Source organism: Chromobacterium subtsugae (genome assembly GCF_035919665.1).
In the GTDB taxonomy this organism is placed as follows: domain Bacteria; phylum Pseudomonadota; class Gammaproteobacteria; order Burkholderiales; family Chromobacteriaceae; genus Chromobacterium; species Chromobacterium subtsugae.
Window position 1 is genome coordinate 3,644,900 of sequence record NZ_CP142381.1, and the last position, 19,009, is coordinate 3,663,908.

At 65.5% G+C, this 19,009-nt stretch carries 15 protein-coding genes; 7 read left to right on the top strand and 8 right to left on the bottom strand.

All coding sequences use genetic code 11. The features are described 5' to 3' along the window. Positions 1 to 3 precede the first annotated feature (3 nt). The 5 genes from hrpA (at position 4) to U6115_RS17375 (ending at position 8,824) form a co-directional block, all read left to right on the top strand. Positions 4 to 3,939, top strand: a complete 3,936-nt coding sequence (gene hrpA / locus U6115_RS17355; protein WP_043575288.1) for an ATP-dependent RNA helicase HrpA — start codon at positions 4 to 6, stop codon at positions 3,937 to 3,939. A gap of 145 nt (positions 3,940 to 4,084) precedes the next feature. Beyond that, positions 4,085 to 5,152, top strand: a complete 1,068-nt coding sequence (locus tag U6115_RS17360; RefSeq protein ID WP_160310656.1) for an HD-GYP domain-containing protein — start codon at positions 4,085 to 4,087, stop codon at positions 5,150 to 5,152. Positions 5,153 to 5,303: 151 nt separating this feature from the next. Beyond that, a complete protein-coding gene (locus U6115_RS17365; protein ID WP_101527497.1) occupies positions 5,304 to 6,728 on the top strand; it encodes an alkaline phosphatase in 1,425 nt (474 codons plus the stop codon). A 20-nt stretch (positions 6,729 to 6,748) separates the two neighbouring features. Continuing rightward, the gene (locus tag U6115_RS17370; RefSeq protein ID WP_043575294.1) at positions 6,749 to 8,107 is read left to right on the top strand and encodes an alkaline phosphatase; all 1,359 of its coding nucleotides are present in this window, start codon (positions 6,749 to 6,751) and stop codon (positions 8,105 to 8,107) included. 63 nt (positions 8,108 to 8,170) lie between these two features. Beyond that, positions 8,171 to 8,824: a hypothetical protein gene (locus U6115_RS17375; RefSeq protein WP_043575296.1), complete on the top strand. Its 654-nt coding sequence runs from the start codon at positions 8,171 to 8,173 to the stop codon at positions 8,822 to 8,824. Here U6115_RS17375 and U6115_RS17380 read toward each other — a convergent pair. Then, on the bottom strand, positions 8,803 to 9,579 hold the full coding sequence (locus U6115_RS17380) for an AraC family transcriptional regulator (protein ID WP_043575298.1): 777 nt from the start codon (positions 9,577 to 9,579) through the stop codon (positions 8,803 to 8,805). The genes U6115_RS17375 and U6115_RS17380 overlap by 22 nt on opposite strands. A gap of 95 nt (positions 9,580 to 9,674) precedes the next feature. On the opposite strand from U6115_RS17380, the gene U6115_RS17385 reads away from it, so the two are divergent. Further along, positions 9,675 to 10,823, top strand: coding sequence for a Bcr/CflA family efflux MFS transporter (locus tag U6115_RS17385; RefSeq protein ID WP_043575300.1), 1,149 nt, complete (start codon positions 9,675 to 9,677; stop codon positions 10,821 to 10,823). On the opposite strand, the gene U6115_RS17390 is transcribed toward U6115_RS17385, so the two are convergent. Then, positions 10,799 to 11,557, bottom strand: a complete 759-nt coding sequence (locus U6115_RS17390) for a YdcF family protein (RefSeq protein ID WP_043575303.1) — start codon at positions 11,555 to 11,557, stop codon at positions 10,799 to 10,801. The two genes, U6115_RS17385 and U6115_RS17390, sit on opposite strands and share 25 nt — an antisense overlap. 42 nt (positions 11,558 to 11,599) lie before the next feature. Beyond that, on the bottom strand, positions 11,600 to 12,370 hold the full coding sequence (locus U6115_RS17395) for a substrate-binding periplasmic protein (protein ID WP_043575305.1): 771 nt from the start codon (positions 12,368 to 12,370) through the stop codon (positions 11,600 to 11,602). Between the two features lie 195 nt (positions 12,371 to 12,565). On the opposite strand from U6115_RS17395, the gene U6115_RS17400 reads away from it, so the two are divergent. Then, the gene (locus U6115_RS17400; RefSeq protein WP_181243176.1) at positions 12,566 to 13,282 is read left to right on the top strand and encodes a substrate-binding periplasmic protein; all 717 of its coding nucleotides are present in this window, start codon (positions 12,566 to 12,568) and stop codon (positions 13,280 to 13,282) included. Positions 13,283 to 13,401: 119 nt separating this feature from the next. Here U6115_RS17400 and U6115_RS17405 read toward each other — a convergent pair whose 3' ends face one another. The 5 genes from U6115_RS17405 to astB all read right to left on the bottom strand — a co-directional run bounded on the left by U6115_RS17405 (position 13,402) and on the right by astB (position 18,933). Continuing rightward, positions 13,402 to 14,112, bottom strand: a complete 711-nt coding sequence (locus U6115_RS17405; RefSeq protein ID WP_043575309.1) for an ABC transporter ATP-binding protein — start codon at positions 14,110 to 14,112, stop codon at positions 13,402 to 13,404. Next, the gene (locus U6115_RS17410) at positions 14,109 to 14,879 is read right to left on the bottom strand and encodes an ABC transporter ATP-binding protein (RefSeq protein WP_043575311.1); all 771 of its coding nucleotides are present in this window, start codon (positions 14,877 to 14,879) and stop codon (positions 14,109 to 14,111) included. Before U6115_RS17410 ends, U6115_RS17405 begins: the two co-directional genes overlap by 4 nt. A gap of 2 nt (positions 14,880 to 14,881) precedes the next feature. After that, the gene (locus U6115_RS17415) at positions 14,882 to 15,973 is read right to left on the bottom strand and encodes an ABC transporter permease subunit (RefSeq protein WP_043575313.1); all 1,092 of its coding nucleotides are present in this window, start codon (positions 15,971 to 15,973) and stop codon (positions 14,882 to 14,884) included. A 15-nt stretch (positions 15,974 to 15,988) separates the two neighbouring features. Next, complete coding sequence (locus U6115_RS17420) at positions 15,989 to 16,918, bottom strand: branched-chain amino acid ABC transporter permease (protein WP_043575315.1); 930 nt, start codon at positions 16,916 to 16,918, stop codon at positions 15,989 to 15,991. A gap of 668 nt (positions 16,919 to 17,586) precedes the next feature. Next, positions 17,587 to 18,933, bottom strand: coding sequence for an N-succinylarginine dihydrolase (gene astB / locus U6115_RS17425; protein WP_043575317.1), 1,347 nt, complete (start codon positions 18,931 to 18,933; stop codon positions 17,587 to 17,589). Between the last annotated feature and the right edge of the window lie 76 nt (positions 18,934 to 19,009).

The window sequence follows — 19,009 nt, forward strand, 5'->3', positions numbered from 1 at the left end:
CCGATGACACCTGCCGCCAGCCTCGCCGACCTGAAATCCGCCCTGTCCTGCTGCCTGATCCGCGACCGCCACATCCTGCGCCGCAAGCTGGCCGACGCCGCCGACCGGCTGAAGAAAAACCAGTCCGCCGACAAGCTGCTCACGGACATCGCCAACCAGGTGGAGCGCTCGCGCAGCCGCGCCGACGCCCGCCGCGCGCACCTGCCCAAGCCGGAGTTCGACGACGCGCTGCCGGTCAACCAGAAGCTCGCCGACATCAAGAGCGCGATAGACAAGAACCAGGTGGTGATCATCTGCGGCGAAACCGGCTCCGGCAAAACCACGCAGATTCCCAAGATCTGCCTGGAATTGGGCCGCGGCGTGTTCGGCCTGATCGGCCACACCCAGCCGCGCCGGCTGGCCGCGCGCTCGGTGGCGACGCGCATCGCGCAGGAACTGGGCTCGCAACTGGGCGAGCACGTCGGCTTCAAGATCCGTTTCACCGACAAACTGTCGGAAAAGTCGGTGATCAAGTTGATGACCGACGGCATCATGCTGGCGGAGACGCAGACCGACCGCCACCTGGAAGCGTACGACACCATCATCATCGACGAGGCGCACGAGCGCAGCCTGAACATCGACTTCCTGCTGGGCTATCTGAAGCAGCTGCTGCCGCGCCGGCCGGACCTGAAAGTCATCATCACCTCGGCCACCATCGACGCCGACCGCTTCGCCCGCCATTTCGACGGCGCGCCGGTGATCGAGGTTTCCGGCCGCACTTTCCCGGTGGAAGTGCGCTACCGGCCGCTGAAGCAGCGCGATGAAGACGAGCGCGAGATGGAGATGGAGGACGCCATCGTCGACGCGGTGGACGAGCTGTCGCGCCAAGGCCCCGGCGACATGCTGGTCTTCCTGCCCGGCGAACGCGAAATCCGCGAGACAGCGGAAAAGCTACGCAAGTCCGGCATCCGCGGCTACGAGATCCTGCCCTTGTTCGCGCGGCTGTCCAACGAAGACCAGCAGAAGATCTTCAAGCCGTCCGGCGGCCGCCGCATCGTGCTGGCCACCAACGTGGCGGAAACCTCGCTGACGGTGCCCGGCATCAAGTACGTGATCGACACCGGCCTCGCCCGGCTCAACCGCTACAGCCCGCGCGCCAAGGTGGAGCAGTTGCAGGTGGAGAAGATTTCGCAGGCCGCCGCGCGCCAGCGTTCCGGCCGCTGCGGCCGGGTGGCCGCCGGCATCTGCGTGCGCCTGTACGCCGAGGACGACTTCAACGCCCGCTCGCCGTTCACCGACCCGGAAATCGTCCGCTCCAACCTGGCGGCGGTGATCCTGCGCATGGCCGCGCTGCGCCTGGGCAAGGTGGATGCCTTCCCCTTCCTGGAAGCGCCGTCCAGCCGCCTGATCGCCGACGGCTACCAGGTGCTGACCGAGCTGGGCGCGGTGGACGACAAGGGCGAGCTGACGCCGGTCGGCAAGGAGTTGTCGCGCATTCCGGTGGACCCGAAAGTGGGCCGCCTGCTATTGGCCGGCCGCGACTTCCACTGCATGCGCGAGGTGCTGATCATCGCCGCGGCGCTGTCGATCCAAGACCCGCGCGAGCGGCCGTTCGAAGCGCGCGACGCGGCGGAGAAGGCCCAGGCCCGCTTCAACGACGAGAAGTCCGATTTCCTGTCTTTCCTGCACCTGTGGGACTTCTTCTCCGACGCGCTCAAGCACAAGAAGTCCAACCGCCTGCTGGTCAACACCTGCCACGACCACTTCCTGTCCTACCTGCGGCTGCGCGAATGGCGCGAGCTGCACGCGCAGCTGGCCGAGATCGCCAGCGAGCTGGGACTGATCAAGCGCGACGAAGCCCACGCCGACGCCGAACAGCCCGACGCGCAGATGACGCAGAAAAAGCGCCAGCAGCTGGACGCGGTAGCCTATGAAAACCTGCACAAGGCGCTGGTGACCGGCCTGATCGGCAACATCGGCATGAAAAACCAGGAAGGCGACGACTACCAGGGCGCGCGCGGCGTCGCCTTCCACGTCTTCCCTGGCTCCGGCCTGAAGAAAGCCAAGCCGAAATGGCTGGTGGCGGCCGAACTGGTGGAAACCACCCGCCTCTACGCCCGCTGCGTGGCCAAGATCGAGCCGGAATGGGTGGAGAAGCTGGCGCCGCACCTGGTCAAATACCACTACTTCGAGCCGCACTGGGAAAAGAGCCGCGGCGAAGTGGTGGCCAGCGAGCGCGTGACGCTGTACGGCCTGACGCTGATTCCGCGCCGCGCCGTCAGCTACGGCCGCATCGCGCCGGAAGAGGCGCGCGAACTGTTCATCCGCGGCGCGCTGGTGAATATGGAATACGTCAGCAACGCGCCATTCTTCCAGCGCAACCAGCAGCTGATCCGCGAAGTGGAGCAACTCGAGCACAAGGCGCGCCGCCAGGACGTGCTGGTGGACGAAGAGGCGCTGTACGCGTTCTACAGCGAGCGCATCCCGGCCGAAGTGGTGGACGCCGCCAGCTTCGAAGCCTGGCGCAAGGAAGCCGAGAAGGCCGAGCCCAAGCTCTTGCACCTGACCCGCGACGAGCTGATGCGCCACGCCGCCCAGCACGTGACCGAAAACCAGTTCCCGGAATGGCTGGAGCTGGACGACGGCAAACTGAAGCTGCGCTACCGCTTCGAACCCAAGCATCCGCTGGACGGCGTCACCATCGACGTGCCGCTGGCCATCCTGAACCGCCTGACGCCTGCGGCGTTCGAATGGCTGGTGCCGGGCATGATCCGCGACAAGCTGCAGCAATTGATCAAGGGCCTGCCCAAGCAGATCCGCCGCTGCTGCGTGCCGGTGCCGGACTTCGTCACCCGCTTCCTGCTGAGCAATCCGGACTTGCAGCAACCCATCGCGCCGCAGCTGGCGCGCTTCATCCTGCGCGAGACAGGCGGCGTCAAGGTGGACATCGACGAATTCAACGCGCAAGAGCTGCCGGAACACATGCTGTTCAACTTCCGGGTGATAGACGACGGCAAGCAGGAAATCGGCCTGGGCCGCGACCTGGCGGCGCTGCAGAAGCAGTTCGGCCAGGCGGCGCAGCTGACCTTCCGCGACACTAGCGCCGACTTCGAGCGCGACGACGTCAAGACCTGGGACTTCGGCGAACTGCCGGAAAGCATACAGTTCGCCCGCGGCCGCCAGCAGCTCACCGGCTACCCGGCGCTGACGCTGGAGGACGACAAGGTGGCGATCCGCCTGTTCGACACCCAGCTGGCCGCCGAACGCCACCACCGCCAGGGCGTGGTGCGCCTGCTGCAGCTGCAGTTGAAGGAACAGATGAAGCAGCTGTCCAAAGGCCTGCCCGGCATCACCCAGATCGGCCTCCAGCTGCGCGCGGTGGCCAATGTCGACGAGCTGATGGCCGACGCCATCGCCTGCATCTGCGACCGCGCCTTCATCGGCGAGGACGCGCTGCCGCGCAATGAGAAAGCCTTCAACGAGCAGAAGAACCGCGCCCGCACCCGCCTGCCGGCGGTGATCCAGGCGGTTTCGCAATACCTGCAGCAAATCGCCGCCGAATACACGCCGCTGGGCAACAAAATGCAGAAGCACAAGCTGGGCTACGACCTGAAGCCGCAGCTGGACAGCCTGGTCTACAAGGGCTTTCTCGCCGCCACGCCGTGGAGCCAGCTGCCGCAGCTGCCGCGCTACATGAAGGCGATGAGCCTGCGCATGGACAAGCAGCCGGCCAACCCGCAGCGCGACGGCCAGCGCGCGGCGGAAATCCGCGACCTATGGCAGAAATGGCAACAGCGGGTGGCGGAGCAGAGCGAGCAGGGAGAAGCGGCGCCGGCGCTGCTGGAATTTCGCTGGATGATAGAAGAGCTGCGGGTCGGCCTGTTCGCCCAGGAACTGAAGACCCCCTATCCGGTTTCGGTGAAGCGCTTGCTGAAAGCATGGGCAGACCTGCCGCGCTAGGTGTGAAAACTACCAGCTTGCGATGACAATAGATTATCATCCTGTAAACATTGACGTCGCAAGCGGGCCCATCATGCCTTTGGATTCCACAAAAAAACCAACCAGGGTCTACTCGTCCATGGTCGACATCGGCAAGGAATTGTCGATGGACGTCTATTCCAAAAACGGCTTTTTGCTGCTCAAGCGCGGCCATTACGTGCTGACGCCGGAATTGAAGCAAAAACTGGTCAATATGGGCTTCGCCGAAGGCAAGTCCGAGGCCAGGCCGGTGGACAAGCCCATTCTGAACGACAGCAGGAAACATTCGCTGTTCGAGGACATCGCCTTCTTGCAGCAGCGCGTGCGCAGCATGCTGTATTACGCGCTGGCCACCCCGGGTTTCGAGGCCAAGGCGATGGAGATCGCGCTGACGCTGATCCGGCTGGCCGAAACCCACCCGGACGCGCTGATCGCCTCCATCTTCCTGGTGCCGTTCGCCGAATACAGCGTCGCCCATTCGCTGCACACCGCCGCGCTGCTGGCCATCCTGTCGCGCAGCATCGCCCTGCCGCCGCGCCACCGCGAAACGCTGATCTGCGCGGCGCTGACGATGAACATCTCCCAGATCGAGCTGCAGAACGAGCTGTTCGGCCAGCCGGGCAGCCTCAGCGCCGAACAGAGGCAGGCGATCAGCGACCACCCGCTGATGAGCTCGGCCATCCTGCGCGAAGCCGGCGTCGACGACCAGCTGTGGCACACGCTGGTGCAAACCCACCACGAATCCTGGCACGGCAACGGCTACCCCCACGGCCTGTCCCGCGAACAGATCCTGCCGCCGGCGCACATGCTGCGCCTGGCCGACATCACCTGCGCCAAGCTGCTGCCGCGCCGCTACCGCTCCGCGCTGCTGCCGGCCACCGCGCTGGGGCAGATCTTCCAGCGCAAGGACAGCGAGTTCGACCAGTCCTTCACCACGCTGCTGATCCGCGAGCTGGGCATATACCCGCCCGGCAGCTTCGTGCGCATCGCCAGCGAGGAAATCTGCGTGGTGATCTCGGCCGGCGCCAAGCCCAGCGCGCCCATCGTCGCCGCCATCCGCCGCGCCGACGGCCCGCCCTACGGCGAACCGCTGCTGCGCGACACCAACAAGCCGGGGCTGAAAGTTCTCGCGCCCTGCCCCGCCGGCGACGCCAAGGTGAGAGTGTCCTTCCTCGCCCACCTGTGGAAATGCTGACGCGCCCGCCGCATGACATTTAACATTTTCTTATTCAAAGCTTAACCTCAGCTTATTTGGGCAGAAACCAGCAAAAAATAATATTTGTGCGCATTTTTTAATAAAAAAGGTTATTCAAATGCGCACTTTCAGTCTCAGCCTTCCATTTCTCATGGCCATCAGCCTGGCCGCCTGCAACAGCGGCGGCGGCAGCGCCGCCAACCGGCCGCAGGACAACGCGGAAAGCCGTCCGCCGGCGGCCAGCGCCAAGAACGTCATTTTCTTCCTCGGCGACGGCATGGGCATCGCCACCACCACCGCCGCCCGCATCTACTCCGTCGGCGAAGACGGCCAGCTGACGATGGACACGCTGCCGGAATCCGGCTTCGTCAAGACCTTCTCCAACGACGCCCAGGTCACCGACAGCGCGCCGTCGATGTCGGCCTACATGACCGGCGTCAAGATGAACAACGAAGTCATCTCGATGTCCACCGACACCGTGGCCAAATCACCCAACGCCGACCTGACATCCAACTGTGGCGCCGGCAACGGCAAAGCGGTGTCCACGCTCTTGGAGCTGGCCAAGGCCGGCAACCGCGCCACCGGCGTGGTCACCACCACCCGCGTCACCCACGCCACCCCGGCCGCCACTTATTCACACGTCTGCCACCGCGACGCCGAAGCCGACATCGCCGCCCAGCTGGTGCCCGGCAGCGCGCTGTACAACGCCGCGCTGAAAGACGGCGTGGACGTGGTGTTCGGCGGCGGCCGCCAATTCTTCCTGCCCAAGGCCGCCGGCGGCAAGCGCGCCGACGGCCGCGACCTGGTGGCGGAGCTGAAAACCCGCGGCTACGGCTACGCCGCCGACAAGGCCGGCTTCGACGCCATCGATCCGGTCCGGACCCGCCGCGCCGTCGGCCTGTTCACCGCCAGCCACATGAGCTACGACCTGGACCGCGACGCCGCCAAGGAGCCCAGCCTGGCCGAGATGACCAGCAAGGCCATCGCCATGCTGGCCGGCCGCAGCGACAAGCAGGGCATGTTCCTGATGGTGGAAGGCGGCCGCATCGACCACGCCCTGCACGAAACCACCGCCAAGAAGGCGCTGCAGGACACCGTGGCCTTCGACCAGGCGATCCAGGCCGCGATCAACGCGATGCAGCAGAAAGACCCCGGCCTGAAAAACACGCTGATCGTCGTCACCGCCGACCACGACCACACCCTGGTGCTGAACGGCTACGCCAAGCGCACCGGCAAGACCGCGCCGGGCAACCCCGGCGTGCTGGGCCTAGCCAAGGATTACGTCAGCGGCAAGAACCTAGTCGACGCCGACGGCATGCCCTACTCCATCATCGGCTTCGGCAACGGCGAAAACCGCGTCGCCGGCGACCGCAGCGCGGCCACCGCGCTGACCGACGACGCGGCTTCCGCCAACGACTACCACCAGGAAGCGGCGATACGGATGCCGGCCGGCGGCGAAACCCACGGCGGCACCGACGTCTACATCGCCGCCATCGGCCAGGGCGCTGACAGCGTCCACGGCTTCCTGGAAAACATCGAAGTGTTCGGCCTGGTCAAAAAGGCCGCCGGCCTGTAAGCGCTCTGGAGAAAAACAATATGCAAACCGTGATGAAAACCCTGCTGGCCGCCGCTGCGCTGGCGGCGCTGTCCTCCGCCCCCGCCCGCGCCGCCGGCGAAGCCAAGAACGTGATCTTCTTTCTCGGCGACGGCATGGGCCCGGCCACCGTCACCGCAGCCCGCATCTACCAGTACGGCGAGGGCGGCAAACTCAATATGGAGAAGCTTGACCGCACCGCTCGCATCAAGACCTTCTCCAATGACGCGCAGACCACCGACAGCGCGCCGTCGATGTCGGCCTATATGACCGGCGTGAAGATGAACAACGAGGTGATCTCGATGTCGTCCGACACCCGCGCCATCGAACCCAACAGCGACGGCACCGGCAACTGCGGCGCGAACAACGGCGCGCCGGCCGCCACGCTGCTGGAGCTCGCCAAGGCCAAGGGCAAGGCCATAGGCGCGGTCACCACCACCCGCGTCACCCACGCCACCCCGGCCGCCACCTACGCCCACGTCTGCCACCGCGACGCCGAATCCGACATCATCGCCCAGGCGGTGCCCGGCGGCGCCGGCTACAACGCCAGGCTGGGCGGCGGCCTGGATGTGCTGATGGGCGGCGGCGGCAAGTTCCTGCTGCCCAAGGCCAGCGGCGGCAAGCGCGCCGACGGCCGCAACCTGCTGCAGGAATTCGCCGCCACCGGCTACCCGGTGCTGCAGACCGGCAGCGACCTGGCCGCCTTCGACGCCAAGTCCGCCAGCCGCGTAGTGGGCATCTTCGGCAAGGACCACCTGGAATACGAGCTGGACCGCGTCAAGAACAAGGTGGACCAGCCCAGTCTGGCGCAGATGACCGCGGCGGCGATAGACGTGCTGTCCAAAAACAGCAACGGCTACGTGCTGATGGTGGAAGGCGGCCGCATCGACCACGCCTTGCACGGCACCAACGCCAAGCGCGCGCTGACCGACGCCATCGCCTTCGACGACGCGATCAAGACCGCGCTGGCCAAGGCCAACCTGAGCAACACGCTGATCGTCGTCACCGCCGACCACGACCACACCATGACCATCAACGGCTATTCCAAGCGCGGCAACCCCATTCACGACATCTCGCGCAGCTATGTCGACGGCCAGCCGGCGAAGGACGCCGACGGCGCCGTCTACACCACTCTGGTGTTCGGCAACGGCCCCAACCGCAAACCGACCCGGGTGTCGGTGGATTCGGCCGCCGCCACCGCCGACGACTACCAGCAGGAGACCGGCATCCGCCTGTCCAGCGAAACCCATGGCGGCGGCGACGTGATGCTGATGTCCGGCGGCGCCGGCAGCAAGGGCTTCAAGGGCGTGATGGACAACACCAGGGTGTTCGGCCTGGTGAAAACCGCGCTGGGCCTGTAAACCGCCGCGCCATCGCCGCGCGGCTCCTGCCGCGCGGCTTTTCCTTTATCGAATGGAATGCCGATGAAAATGCTGTTGCTCTCCCTGCTGCTGGCGCTGGCAGCTCCCGCCCGCGCCGCGGCCCCCGACCTGCAGGCCGTGGTGCATTACGAAACCGTCAGCCTGGGCGCCGACGGCGTCGAGAAAACCATCCGCTACCGCGAAAAGCTGGTGCGCCAGAATGGACATGTCTGGCGCGAGCGCCTGAACGCCGGCGCGCCGCACCGCCACGACGACGACGGCCACCAGCACCTGGACTTCGCCGCCGCGCCGCGCCATGTCTGGCTGGACGCCCAGGGGCGGCCGCAGCTGGAGTTCATCCACGCCGGCAAAAAAGAGAGGATCCAGGCCGCGCCGCGCGAATGGAGCGATGTCGGCTTCAACGGCTCCTGGGCGCAGGCCAGCCAGCTGGTGGACATCAGCCAGCTGCGCGGCTTCTCGCTGCGGCAGGAGGAAAAAGACGTCGCGCGCTACAGCAAAACCAGCGCCCAGGGCAGCAAGACGCTGCGCTGGAGCCAGCGCTGGCAGCTGCCGCTGGAAGTGGAAGTGCGCTCGGCCGACGGCCGCCAGCGCGAAACCATACGGGTCAGCCCGCAGGCTCTGGCCGCCGGCACCGTTCCGCCTTGGCGGCAATACGCGCGCTGGCCCGCCCGCGACTACCTGGACACGCTGGACTGAGCATGGCGCGCCGGCGTCGCGCCGGTATGCTGGCGGAAAAAGGCGATGAAGGCGCTGTCGCTGGCGAACGCCAGCCGCTGCGCCGTCTCGCTCGTCCCCATCCCGTCGGCCAGCATTTCCATCGCCCGCAGCAGGCGCCACTGCTGGCGCCAGGCCTGGTAGCTCATGCCGGTGTCGCGGATGAAGATGCGGCTGATGGTGCGCTCGCTGGCCCCCACCGCGTCCGCCAGTTGATTCAGCCGCGGCGGCTGCGCCCCGCCGCGCACGCCATCCAGCCATGAGGCCAGCCGGGCATCCGCCGGAAACGGCAGCCGCCAGTTTTCTCCCCGCGCCGCCTGCAATTCCTCGCCGAACACCGCCAACAGGCTGCGTTGCCGCTCCGCGGGCAAATCCCATGGCCACCAAGCCATCCGCTCTATCACCTCTCGCAGCAGCGGATTGACCTCCACTACCTGCAAAGGCGGCGCGGGGAAAGGCAAGTCGACGGCGAAATACAGCGAACGGTAAGCGACCACGCCGCGCATCCGCACCCGGTGCGCGGTACCGGCCGGAATCCAGGCGGCGCGGCTGGGCGGCAGCAGGCACAGCGTATCCGCCAACTCGATGGTGATGCAGCCGGCGGCGGCGAACAGCAGCTGATGGCGGCGGTGGCAGTGGCGGCCGGAGTCATGCACGCCCATGTCGGCGGCGATGCCTATCATCGGCGCGTCGAAGCCGTCGGCGTCGAATGCCTGATCAGCGGGAATCCAAGCCATATGTCCGATTTTAAATAAATAAAGTCCTTATCATTGTAATCAGACAAACCTCCTTTCTCTAGACTGCCGGTCGTCAAGAAAGAAAGGAAAAAACCATGAAAACGACGACCCGTCCGGCGCTGTGGCTGCTGACGGCGCTGATCACATTCCCGCAGCTGGTGGAAACCATTTACAGCCCGGCGCTGACCGACATCGCCTTCGCCTTCGGCGTCAGCCAGGCGCAGGCATCGCAAACGCTGTCGGTCTACTTCCTGGCCTTCGCCGCCGGCGTGGCGCTGTGGGGCTGGCTGAGCGACCGCATAGGCCGCCGCCCGGCGATGCTGCTGGGTTTGGCCTGCTATGGCGCCGGCTCCGCGCTGGCGCTGGCCGCGAACGATTTCAACATGCTGTTGCTGGCGCGGATGATTTCCGCGCTGGGCGCGGCGGCTGGCTCGGTAGTGGTGCAGACCATGCTGCGCGACAGCTACGATTCCACCCGGCTGGCCCGCGTGTTCTCGCTGCTGGGCGCGACGCTGGCCTTGAGCCCAGTGCTGGGCCTGCTCAGCGGCGGCTGGCTGGCCGGCCGCTTCGGCCACCACGGCGTGTTCGCCGCCTTGCTGCTGCTTGCCGTCGCGCTGCTGGCGCTGACTGCCCTGCTGCTGCCGGAAACCCGCCCGATAGGCACGGCCCGCCCCGATATGGCCCGGCTGGCCGGCCAGATGCTGCGCGACGCCGAACTATGGCGCGACGCGATGCTGGTGGCGCTGTTCAACACCATGCTGTTCAGCTACTACAGCCTGGCGCCCTTCCTGTTTCAGCGGCTGGGCTGGAGCCCGGAGCAGTTCGGCGGCTCAGGCGCGGCGCTGGCCGCGGCGTCATTGGCGGGCAGCTTGCTGAATCGCAGATTGTTGGGACGTGGCCTCCAGTCAGAACAGCTGGTGCGGGCCGCCTGCCGGCTGGCCTTGCTGTCCGGCCTGGCGGCCTGGCTGCTGCAGGCGTCGGCCTGGATCTTGTTGCCGGCCGCCGGCGCGGTGATAGCCTTCAGCATCGCCATTCCCAATGTGCTGAGCCGGGCGCTGCGCCATTACCGCGACCAGGCAGGCGCCGCCGGCGCGCTGTTCGGCCTGTCCTATTACCTGTTGCTGAGCCTGGGACTGGCGCTGGCCGGATTGGCGCAGCAGTTGGGGATGACGCTGACGCTGGCCGCCCTGCTGGCGCTGGCCTGCCAGCGGCGCCAGGCTCAGCCCGTCGGCCGGATGCGGTAAAACAGCAGGCCCAGGCGTTCGCTCAACAAGGTGCGGCACTCCGCCATCGCGTTGCCGCTGGGAATGTAGAGGAAAGCGGCGGCGCCGTCGTAGCGGATCAGCCCGGTGGGCGCCGGCAGCACTTGCAGGCCCTGGCGCTGGAAAAACGGCACCGCCCGCGCCAGGTGCCAGCCCTGGCTGACCAGCGCGATGCGCTTCACCCCGGCGGCCTGCAGCATCGGTGCCGACAGCTGCGCGTTTTCCAGCGTGGTGTTGGAGCGCAGCTCCACCCAGCGCGGCTTGAGGCCGTAATCCTCGCGCAGCGCCCGCGCCATCACCGCGCCTTCGGCCTCGCCGCCGCTCGGCGCGCCGCCGGTCACCAAGAGCGGCTTGCCGCTGGCGCGGGCGAGATAGGCGCCGTAGCGCAGCCGCGTCAGCGTGTCGCCGCCCGGAGCGTTGCCGCCGAACTCTTCCGCCGGACGCTTGCCGCCGCCCAGCACCACGATGGCGTCCACGTCCGCCAGTTGCGCGGCGTCGATCACCGGATAGCGCTCCAGTCCATGCGCCAGCCAGATGGCGGTCTGCGGTATCGAAAGAAAATAGGTCAGCGCCACGCCGGACGCCAGCAGCAGCCGGCCGGCATGCGGCCAACGCCGTATCAGCATGCCGCCGGCGATGATGGGCAGCAGATTGAGAATCGGCGGCAGCAGCAGCGCCCCAAGCAGCCGATGCGCCAAAACGGTGACGCTATACATGGTTTCCCCTTGCAAGACTGCGCGGCGGCCCCGCCGCCCATTTCATTTTTCTCCGGCCGCCGCCGGCAATGGCTCGCCGGGCAGCCAGCGGCGGTAAATGGCGGCGAAGCTGCCGTCCCGCTTCATGTCGTCCAGCGCCCGCTGCCACGCCGCCACCACCGCGTCGGAAGTTTGCGGCGAAAAGGCGATGTAGCCCGAAGTGCGGATGAAGGTGTAGGCCTTGCGCACATCCGCCGGCTGATACCCCAGCTGCGCCAATTGCGTCGGCAGCGTGGTGTTCTCGCTGGCGATGACGTCGGCGCGCCCCCGCATCAGCATCGACACCATCTGGTTGGGCGTGGCGATGGCGCTGAGATTGGAAAAACCCTGCGCCGACAGCGTCAGCTGCAGATACCAGTCGCGCACCACCAGAATCTGGTCCAGCTTCCTCGCATCGTCCAGCGATACCAGCTTGAGCTTGCTGTCGCGGCGGACGAAGAAGCTGCCCAGCGTGGCGGTGACCGGTCCCACCCATTTGAACAGATGCTCGCGCTCGGCGATCCGATTGGTGTTGAACAAAGCTGTGTTAGCCTGGGTTTGCGCCAGCAGATAGCCGCGCGCCCAGGGCATCACGGTGATCGGGTCGTGGCTGCCGACCCGGCGCTGGATCTCCCGCACCACCTCCACCACCAGCCCCGCCGGCTGGCCGTTCTGGCTGAAGGTGAGCGGCGGATCGTCCTCGGTCAGGATATGCAGCGCCGGCAGCTGCGCCGCGGCGGACTGCGACAACAGCAGGACGAACAGTGCGGCGGACAGCGGGAAATAACGGCTCATGGCAGTCTGCGCCAGCAAGGGGCTTACCCTGAATTTAGCGAAATCGCCGCCTTTACTCAATCGGAGCCGAGCCAATCAGGCCTAGCGGCCGAGCATGCGCATCCGGGCTTTGTCGTTATACTCGAATAGGGCAGACGCCGCCGCCGCATGGCGGCAAACATGGGAGAGACGATGGCCAGCTGGAAATACGCGCTCATGCTTGTGGTTTCCCTGTCCCTCCGCGCCGGCGCGGCTTGCGCCGGCGAAACGCTGACGCTGGCGGCTTCCGAATACCCGCCCTATATGTCGTCGCAGATGGCGAACGGCGGCGTCGCCGTCGCCATCGTCCGCGAAGCCCTGCGCCGCGCCGGCTATTCGGCCAAAGCGGTCTACATGCCGTGGGCGCGCGCCGTCAACGAAGCTCGCGACGGCCATCTGGACGGCATCGTCGGCCTGTGGACCACGCCCGAACGCCTGCAGCGCTTCCTGTTTTCCCAAGCCTTCCTCGACAACCACATCGGCTTTTTCAAGCGCAGCGGCGACCCCATCCGCTACCGCGCGCTGGCCGACCTCAAGCCCTACACCATAGGGATCGTGCGCGGCTACGCCAACTCCGAGGCCTTCGACGCCGCCCGCCTGCAAACCGACGAAACCTTGAGCGACGCCAGCAATCTGTCCAAGCTGGCCGCCCATCACATCGACCTCGCCTTGATAGACCGCGGCGTCGCCAATTACCTGCTGGGCGGCAGCCTGGCCGCGCTCGCGCCCAAGCTGGAATGGCTGCCGCCGCCCGTCGTCGTCTACCCGATGCACCTGGGCATCTCCAAACGGCTGCCGCAGGCGGAAAAACGCATCCAGGACTTCAATCGCGGCCTGGAGACGATGCGGCAGGACGGCACGCTGGACAAGATGCTGAAAGAGGCCAAAATCTGAGCGCCCGCCGCCCGCCCAGCCGCGGGTTTGCATTGCCAGGATTTCCTGGCGGGAAGCCAAACAAAAATCCCCCGCCGGCAGGCCGGCGGGGGATTTGCGATATCGGCGAGCGAATCGCCTTATTCGCCCAGATAGGCGTTGCGCACGCGCTCGTCGTTGAGCAGCTCCTTGGCGTCGCCGCTCATGGTGATGCGGCCGCTTTCCATCACGTAGCCGCGCTGCGACACTTCCAGCGCCAGTTTGGCGTTCTGCTCCACCAGCAGCATGGTCACGCCCTGCTTGGCCACCATCTGGATGATCTCGAAGATCTTCTCGACGATGATGGGCGCGAGACCCATCGACGGCTCGTCCAGCAGCAGCAGCTTGGGTTTGGACAGCATCGCGCGCCCCATCGCCACCATCTGCTGCTCGCCGCCGGACAAGGTGCCGGCCAGCTGCAGCCGGCGTTCCTTCAGCCGCGGGAACAGCTCGTAGACATGCTCGATTTCGCTCTGGATCGCCTCTTTGTCGTTGCGGTAGTAGGCGCCCATCTGCAGGTTTTCCTCCACCGTCAGCTTGGCGAACACGCCGCGGCCTTCCGGCACCATGGCGAGGCCATGGCGGACGAAGTCGTAGGAAGGAATCGACGCCACGTCCTTGCCGTCGTAGACGATGCTGCCGCCCGACTTCTTCACCATGCCCACCAGCGTCTTCAGCGTGGTGGTCTTGCCGGCGCCGTTGGCGCCGATCAGCGTCACCAGCTCGCCCTGGTCGATGTGAAAATCTATCCCCTTGACCGCCTGAATGCCGCCATAGGCCACTTGCAGGTTTTTGACTTCCAGAATGCTCATGCGTGGGCCGCTCCCAGGTAGGCTTCAATCACTTTCGGGTTTCGGCGCACTTCTTCCGGCACGCCTTCGGCAATCTTCTTGCCGTAGTCCAGCACCGCGATGCGGTCGCACAGGCCCATCATCAGTTTGACGTCGTGCTCGATCAGCAACACGGTGACGCCGCCGTCGCGGATCTTGCTCATCAGCTGTTTCAGCTCTTCGGTTTCGCGCGGGTTCATGCCGGCGGCCGGCTCGTCCAGCGCCAGCAGCTTGGGCTCAGTGGCCAGCGCGCGGGCGATCTCCAGCCGGCGCTGGTGGCCGTAGGACAGGTTGCGGGCGCGCTCTTCGGCCACGTCGGCGATGCCGACATACTCCAGCAGCTCCCAGGCCTTGGCCTCGATGGCGCGCTCTTCCGCCATGGTGCCGGGGTCGCGCAGCACCGCGCCCAGGGCGCCGGCCTTGGAGCGGATGTGGCGGCCCACCATCACGTTTTCCAGCGCCGTCATTTCGGCGAACAGGCGGATGTTCTGGAAGGTGCGGGCGATGCCGGCGGCCACCACCACGTGCGGCTTCTGCTGGAACAGATTGTGGCCGTCGAACTCGAACTTGCCCTCGTCCGGCACGTACAGGCCGGTCAGCACGTTGAACAGCGTGGTCTTGCCGGCGCCGTTCGGCCCGATCAAACCGTAGATTTCGCCCTTGTTGATGGTCAGGCCGACGTCGCTCAACGCGTGCAGGCCGCCGAAACGCTTATGAATGCCTTCGATTTTCAGCAAAACTTCAGCCATGATTAACCTTTCTGCGCAGCCGCTTCTTCTTTGGCGTGCTGGAATTCAGCCTTGCGGCGCTTGGACGGCCACATCCCTTCCGGGCGGACCAGCATCATCACCACCATGGCAAGGCCGAACAGCAGCATGCGGGCGTTCTCGGGGTCGATCAGCATGCGGCCTACGGTTTTCATCTGCAGCGGGCCGATCACGTCGCGCAGGATTTCCGGGGCGATGGTCAGCACCACCGCGCCCAGGATCACGCCCGGGATATGGCCCATGCCGCCCAGCACGATCATCGCCAGAATCATGATGGACTCCAGCAGGCTGAACGACTCAGGGGAAACAAAGCCCTGGAACGAGGCGAACAGGCCGCCGGCGACGCCGCCGGACAAGGCGCCCAGGCCGAAGGCCAGCAGCTTGATGTTGCGGATGTTGATGCCCATCGCCGCGGCGGCGATGTCGTCCTCGCGCAGCGCCACCCAGGCGCGGCCGATGCGGGAGTGCTGCAGGCGCCACACCATGATCACCACCGCCACGGTCAGCGCCAGAAACAGGTAGTAATACAGGTACACGCTGTGGAAGCTCAGGCCGAACAGCTCGATGGTCTGGCCCAGGCTGACGCTGCCGACATGGATGGGATCGATCAGGTTGACGCCCTGCGGACCGTTGGTGATGTTGATCGGCGCGTTCAGGTTGTTCATGAAGATGCGCACGATCTCGCCGAAACCCAGCGTCACGATGGCCAGGTAGTCGCCCTTCAGCCTCAGCACCGGCGTGCCCAACAGCACCCCGCCCAGCGAGGCCAGCGCCGCGCCCAGAGGGATGGTCAGGAAGAACAGCCAGTGGATGTCGAAATGCGGCGAACTGAGCAGCGCGTAGGAATAGGCGCCGATCGCGTAGAAAGCGATGAAGCCCAAGTCCAGCAGGCCGGCGAAGCCCACCACGATGTTCAGTCCCAGCGCCAGCATCACGTACAGCAGCGCGAAGTCGATGATGCGCACCCAGGAATTGCCCAGCGCGCCGCCCACCACGAAGGGCAGCACCAGCAGCGCGATGGCGCTGAGGGCGAACAGGCCCATCTTCTTGTTGGTGTCCAGAGTATTCAGATTCATGTTTCTCTCTCCGGATCAGGCGCGATCGGCCATTTTTTCGCCCAGCAGGCCGGACGGACGGAAGATCAGCACCGCGATCAGCACCATGAAGGCGATGATGTCCTGGTAGTTGGAGCCGAGGAAGCCGCCGGTCAGCGTGCCGATGTAGCCTGCGCCCAGGCTTTCGATGATGCCGAGCAGAATGCCGCCGGCCACCGCGCCGCCCAGGTTGCCGATGCCGCCCAGCACCGCGGCGGTGAACGCCTTCAGGCCGATCATGAAGCCCATGTAATAGTGGGCCTGCTCATAGTTGGTGGCCACCATCACGCCGGCGATGGCGCCGAGGCCGGAGCCGATGACGAAGGTGGTGGAGATGATGGTGTTGACGTTGACGCCCATCAGGCCCGCCACCGCCGGGTTCTGGCTGGTGGCGCGCATCGCGCGGCCCAGCTTGGTCTTTTCCACCATCAGCAAGAGGCCGGCCATGATGGCCAGGCACAGCACGACGATGACGATCTGCAGCTTGGTGATGCTGGCGCCGAAGATGGTAACCACGTCATGGTCGAGGATTTGCGGGAAGGGGATGTAGTTGCGGCCCCAGATCAGGATGGCGACCTGCTGCAGCACGATCGACACGCCGATGGCGGTGATCAGCGGCGCCAGGCGCTGTTTGCCGCGCAGCGGCCGGTAGGCGATGCGCTCGATGGCGAAGCCCAGCAGCATGCAGGCGGGGATGGCCACCAGCAGGCCGATCAGCACCAGCGCCGGACCCGGAAGGTTGACGCCCATGCCCATCAGGGTGGTGATGACGGTGATGGTGACCATGGCGCCGAACATCACCACTTCGCCGTGGGCGAAGTTGATCAGGCCCATGATGCCGTACACCATGGTGTAACCCAGCGCGATCAGCGCGTAGATGCTGCCCAGAACGAGTCCGTTCAGGATTTGTTGCAGAAAAATGTCCACGTTTGGAGATCTCCTCTGATTGTCGACCGGCAGCTTGCGGGATGAATCCTCTTATTGACTGCTGCCTGTTGTAGCACCCGCGGCGGGCCTTTTTCTTGGCTTCTGTCCGACAGGCGAACCGATTATCACCATGTATCCAATCGACTGTCAATTGCGAAGATTCGCCAAAAAAACAGCTGCGCAAAAAGCATTTAATTCAATATATATCATTGATTAATATGGACTTTATCAACACCTCTCCAGGTGGAATTTTTCCAGGCTGATGATTTGACAAAACTCTTTCCCTTTCCATGCCGTTTTTACATTTCGGTCATAATTCCCATTCTTTTTATTCACATTCGAACATGCCCTGCCCGCCTGAAGCCAGCTTTGCGAACAATCAGACATGAGCTTCGTTCACTTGCATACAATCTACAGTATTAGCCGCTATCTATTCGGCCAAGGCGCTGCCGCCAGAAAAATTAATCTGCGCAGATTGTTGCCAGTTGTGACGCCCACCCCACACCAGCCAAGCGTATGCAACAACCATGCCAATTCTCACCATAGTCCGCATTTGGTATGGCGCGGCCGCAATTTGTTAACAGCCGTGGGGCGCGCAATGCGAACGGCCCGCCGCGCTTTTCGCGCGGCGGGCCGTTGTGCCAAGCCTGCTGGCTATGAATGCGGACTCAAGCCAGCTGGAAGGGATAGACGCTGCCCAGGCCCAGAATGCGGGTCAGCTCATCCAGCGCGCCGCGGCATTCGGACAGCAGCTGCGGGTCGGCCAGGTCGGCCGGCGCCAGGCGGTCGCGATAATGGCGGTCCACCCAGCCGTTCAGCTCGGCGAACAAGGCGTCGCTCATCAACACCTTGGGATTCACTGCCGCCAGCTCGGCCTCGTTCAACGCCACCCGCAGCCGCAGGCAGGCCGGGCCGCCGCCGTTCTGCATGCTCTGCTTCAGATCGAACACGCGGATTTCATCGATCGGCCCGCCGCTGGCTGCCAGCTTCTGCAGATAACGCCATACCCGTTCGATGTTGCGGCACTCTTCCGGCACCACGATCAGCATCTTGCCGTCCGGCTTGGACAGCAGCTGGCTGTTGAACAGATAGCTCTTCACCGCCTCCTCCACCGTCACCTCGGCGCGCGGCACCTCGATGGGCACGAAGCGGCCGCCGCGGGCGGCCAGCTTGCGGGCCAGCTCCTCCAGCACGTCGGCCTGATTGAGGAAGGCCTGCTGGTGATGGAATAGCACCTCGCCGTTGCCGACCGAGATCACGTCGTTGTGGAACACGCCGGCGTCGATGGTGTCAGGGTCTTGCTGCGCGTACACCACGCCGGCCTCGTCCAGGCCATGCAGCCTGGCCACCGCCTGGCTGGCCTCCAGCGTCTGCCGCGCCGGGAACTTGGCCGGCTTCGGGTAGCGCATGTCGAAAGCCGCCGCGCCGAACACGAAGAACTCCACCCCCGGCTGGCCATAGCCGGCGCAGAAGCGGGTATGGTTGGCCGCGCCTTCGTCGCCGAAGTGCATCTGCGCCGGCAACGCCGCGTGCACGGCGAAGCGCGCCTCGTCGGCGAACATCGCCCGCAGCACGCGGCCGGTGGTCGGATGCTCGATCGAGCGGTGGAACTTGTTGTTCAGATTGGCCGGCGTGAAATGCACGCGGCCGTCGGCGGTGTCGGCCGACGGGCTGACCGTGGCGGCGTTGGCGGTCCACATGCTCGACGCCGAGGTCGCCGCCGCCAGGATGGCGGGCGCTTCCTTGGCGGCGCGGGCGATCACCTCGGCGTCGCTGCCGCCGAAGCCCAGCTTGCGCAAGGACGCCACGTCCGGCCGCTCCTGCGGCGCCAGCACGCCCTGCTTGAAGCCCAGGTCGTGCAGCGCCTTCATCTTTTGCAGGCCCTGCTTGGCCGCCAGCTTGGGATTGGATGCCGCGCTGACGTTGCTGGTGGACGCGACATTGCCGAAGGACAGGCCGCTGTAATTGTGGGTCGGGCCGACCAGGCCGTCGAAATTCACTTCATAGGCGTTCATTTGGAGAATGCTCCCTTGCCTCAATCCATCTGAATGGCGAGGACGGTCCGCCGGATCGCCTCGCCATATTGCTCAT

Coding starts and splice junctions, on each gene's coding strand:
- U6115_RS17405 (WP_043575309.1), bottom strand. CDS start 14,112: ATGAGCATTCTGGAAGTCAAAAACCTGCAAGTGGCCTATGGCGGCATT.
- U6115_RS17375 (WP_043575296.1), top strand. CDS start 8,171: ATGAAAATGCTGTTGCTCTCCCTGCTGCTGGCGCTGGCAGCTCCCGCC.
- hrpA (WP_043575288.1), top strand. CDS start 4: ATGACACCTGCCGCCAGCCTCGCCGACCTGAAATCCGCCCTGTCCTGC.
- U6115_RS17395 (WP_043575305.1), bottom strand. CDS start 12,370: ATGAGCCGTTATTTCCCGCTGTCCGCCGCACTGTTCGTCCTGCTGTTG.
- U6115_RS17410 (WP_043575311.1), bottom strand. CDS start 14,879: ATGGCTGAAGTTTTGCTGAAAATCGAAGGCATTCATAAGCGTTTCGGC.
- U6115_RS17390 (WP_043575303.1), bottom strand. CDS start 11,557: ATGTATAGCGTCACCGTTTTGGCGCATCGGCTGCTTGGGGCGCTGCTG.
- astB (WP_043575317.1), bottom strand. CDS start 18,933: ATGAACGCCTATGAAGTGAATTTCGACGGCCTGGTCGGCCCGACCCAC.
- U6115_RS17415 (WP_043575313.1), bottom strand. CDS start 15,973: ATGAATCTGAATACTCTGGACACCAACAAGAAGATGGGCCTGTTCGCC.
- U6115_RS17385 (WP_043575300.1), top strand. CDS start 9,675: ATGAAAACGACGACCCGTCCGGCGCTGTGGCTGCTGACGGCGCTGATC.
- U6115_RS17370 (WP_043575294.1), top strand. CDS start 6,749: ATGCAAACCGTGATGAAAACCCTGCTGGCCGCCGCTGCGCTGGCGGCG.
- U6115_RS17400 (WP_181243176.1), top strand. CDS start 12,566: ATGCTTGTGGTTTCCCTGTCCCTCCGCGCCGGCGCGGCTTGCGCCGGC.
- U6115_RS17360 (WP_160310656.1), top strand. CDS start 4,085: ATGGACGTCTATTCCAAAAACGGCTTTTTGCTGCTCAAGCGCGGCCAT.
- U6115_RS17380 (WP_043575298.1), bottom strand. CDS start 9,579: ATGGCTTGGATTCCCGCTGATCAGGCATTCGACGCCGACGGCTTCGAC.
- U6115_RS17365 (WP_101527497.1), top strand. CDS start 5,304: ATGGCCATCAGCCTGGCCGCCTGCAACAGCGGCGGCGGCAGCGCCGCC.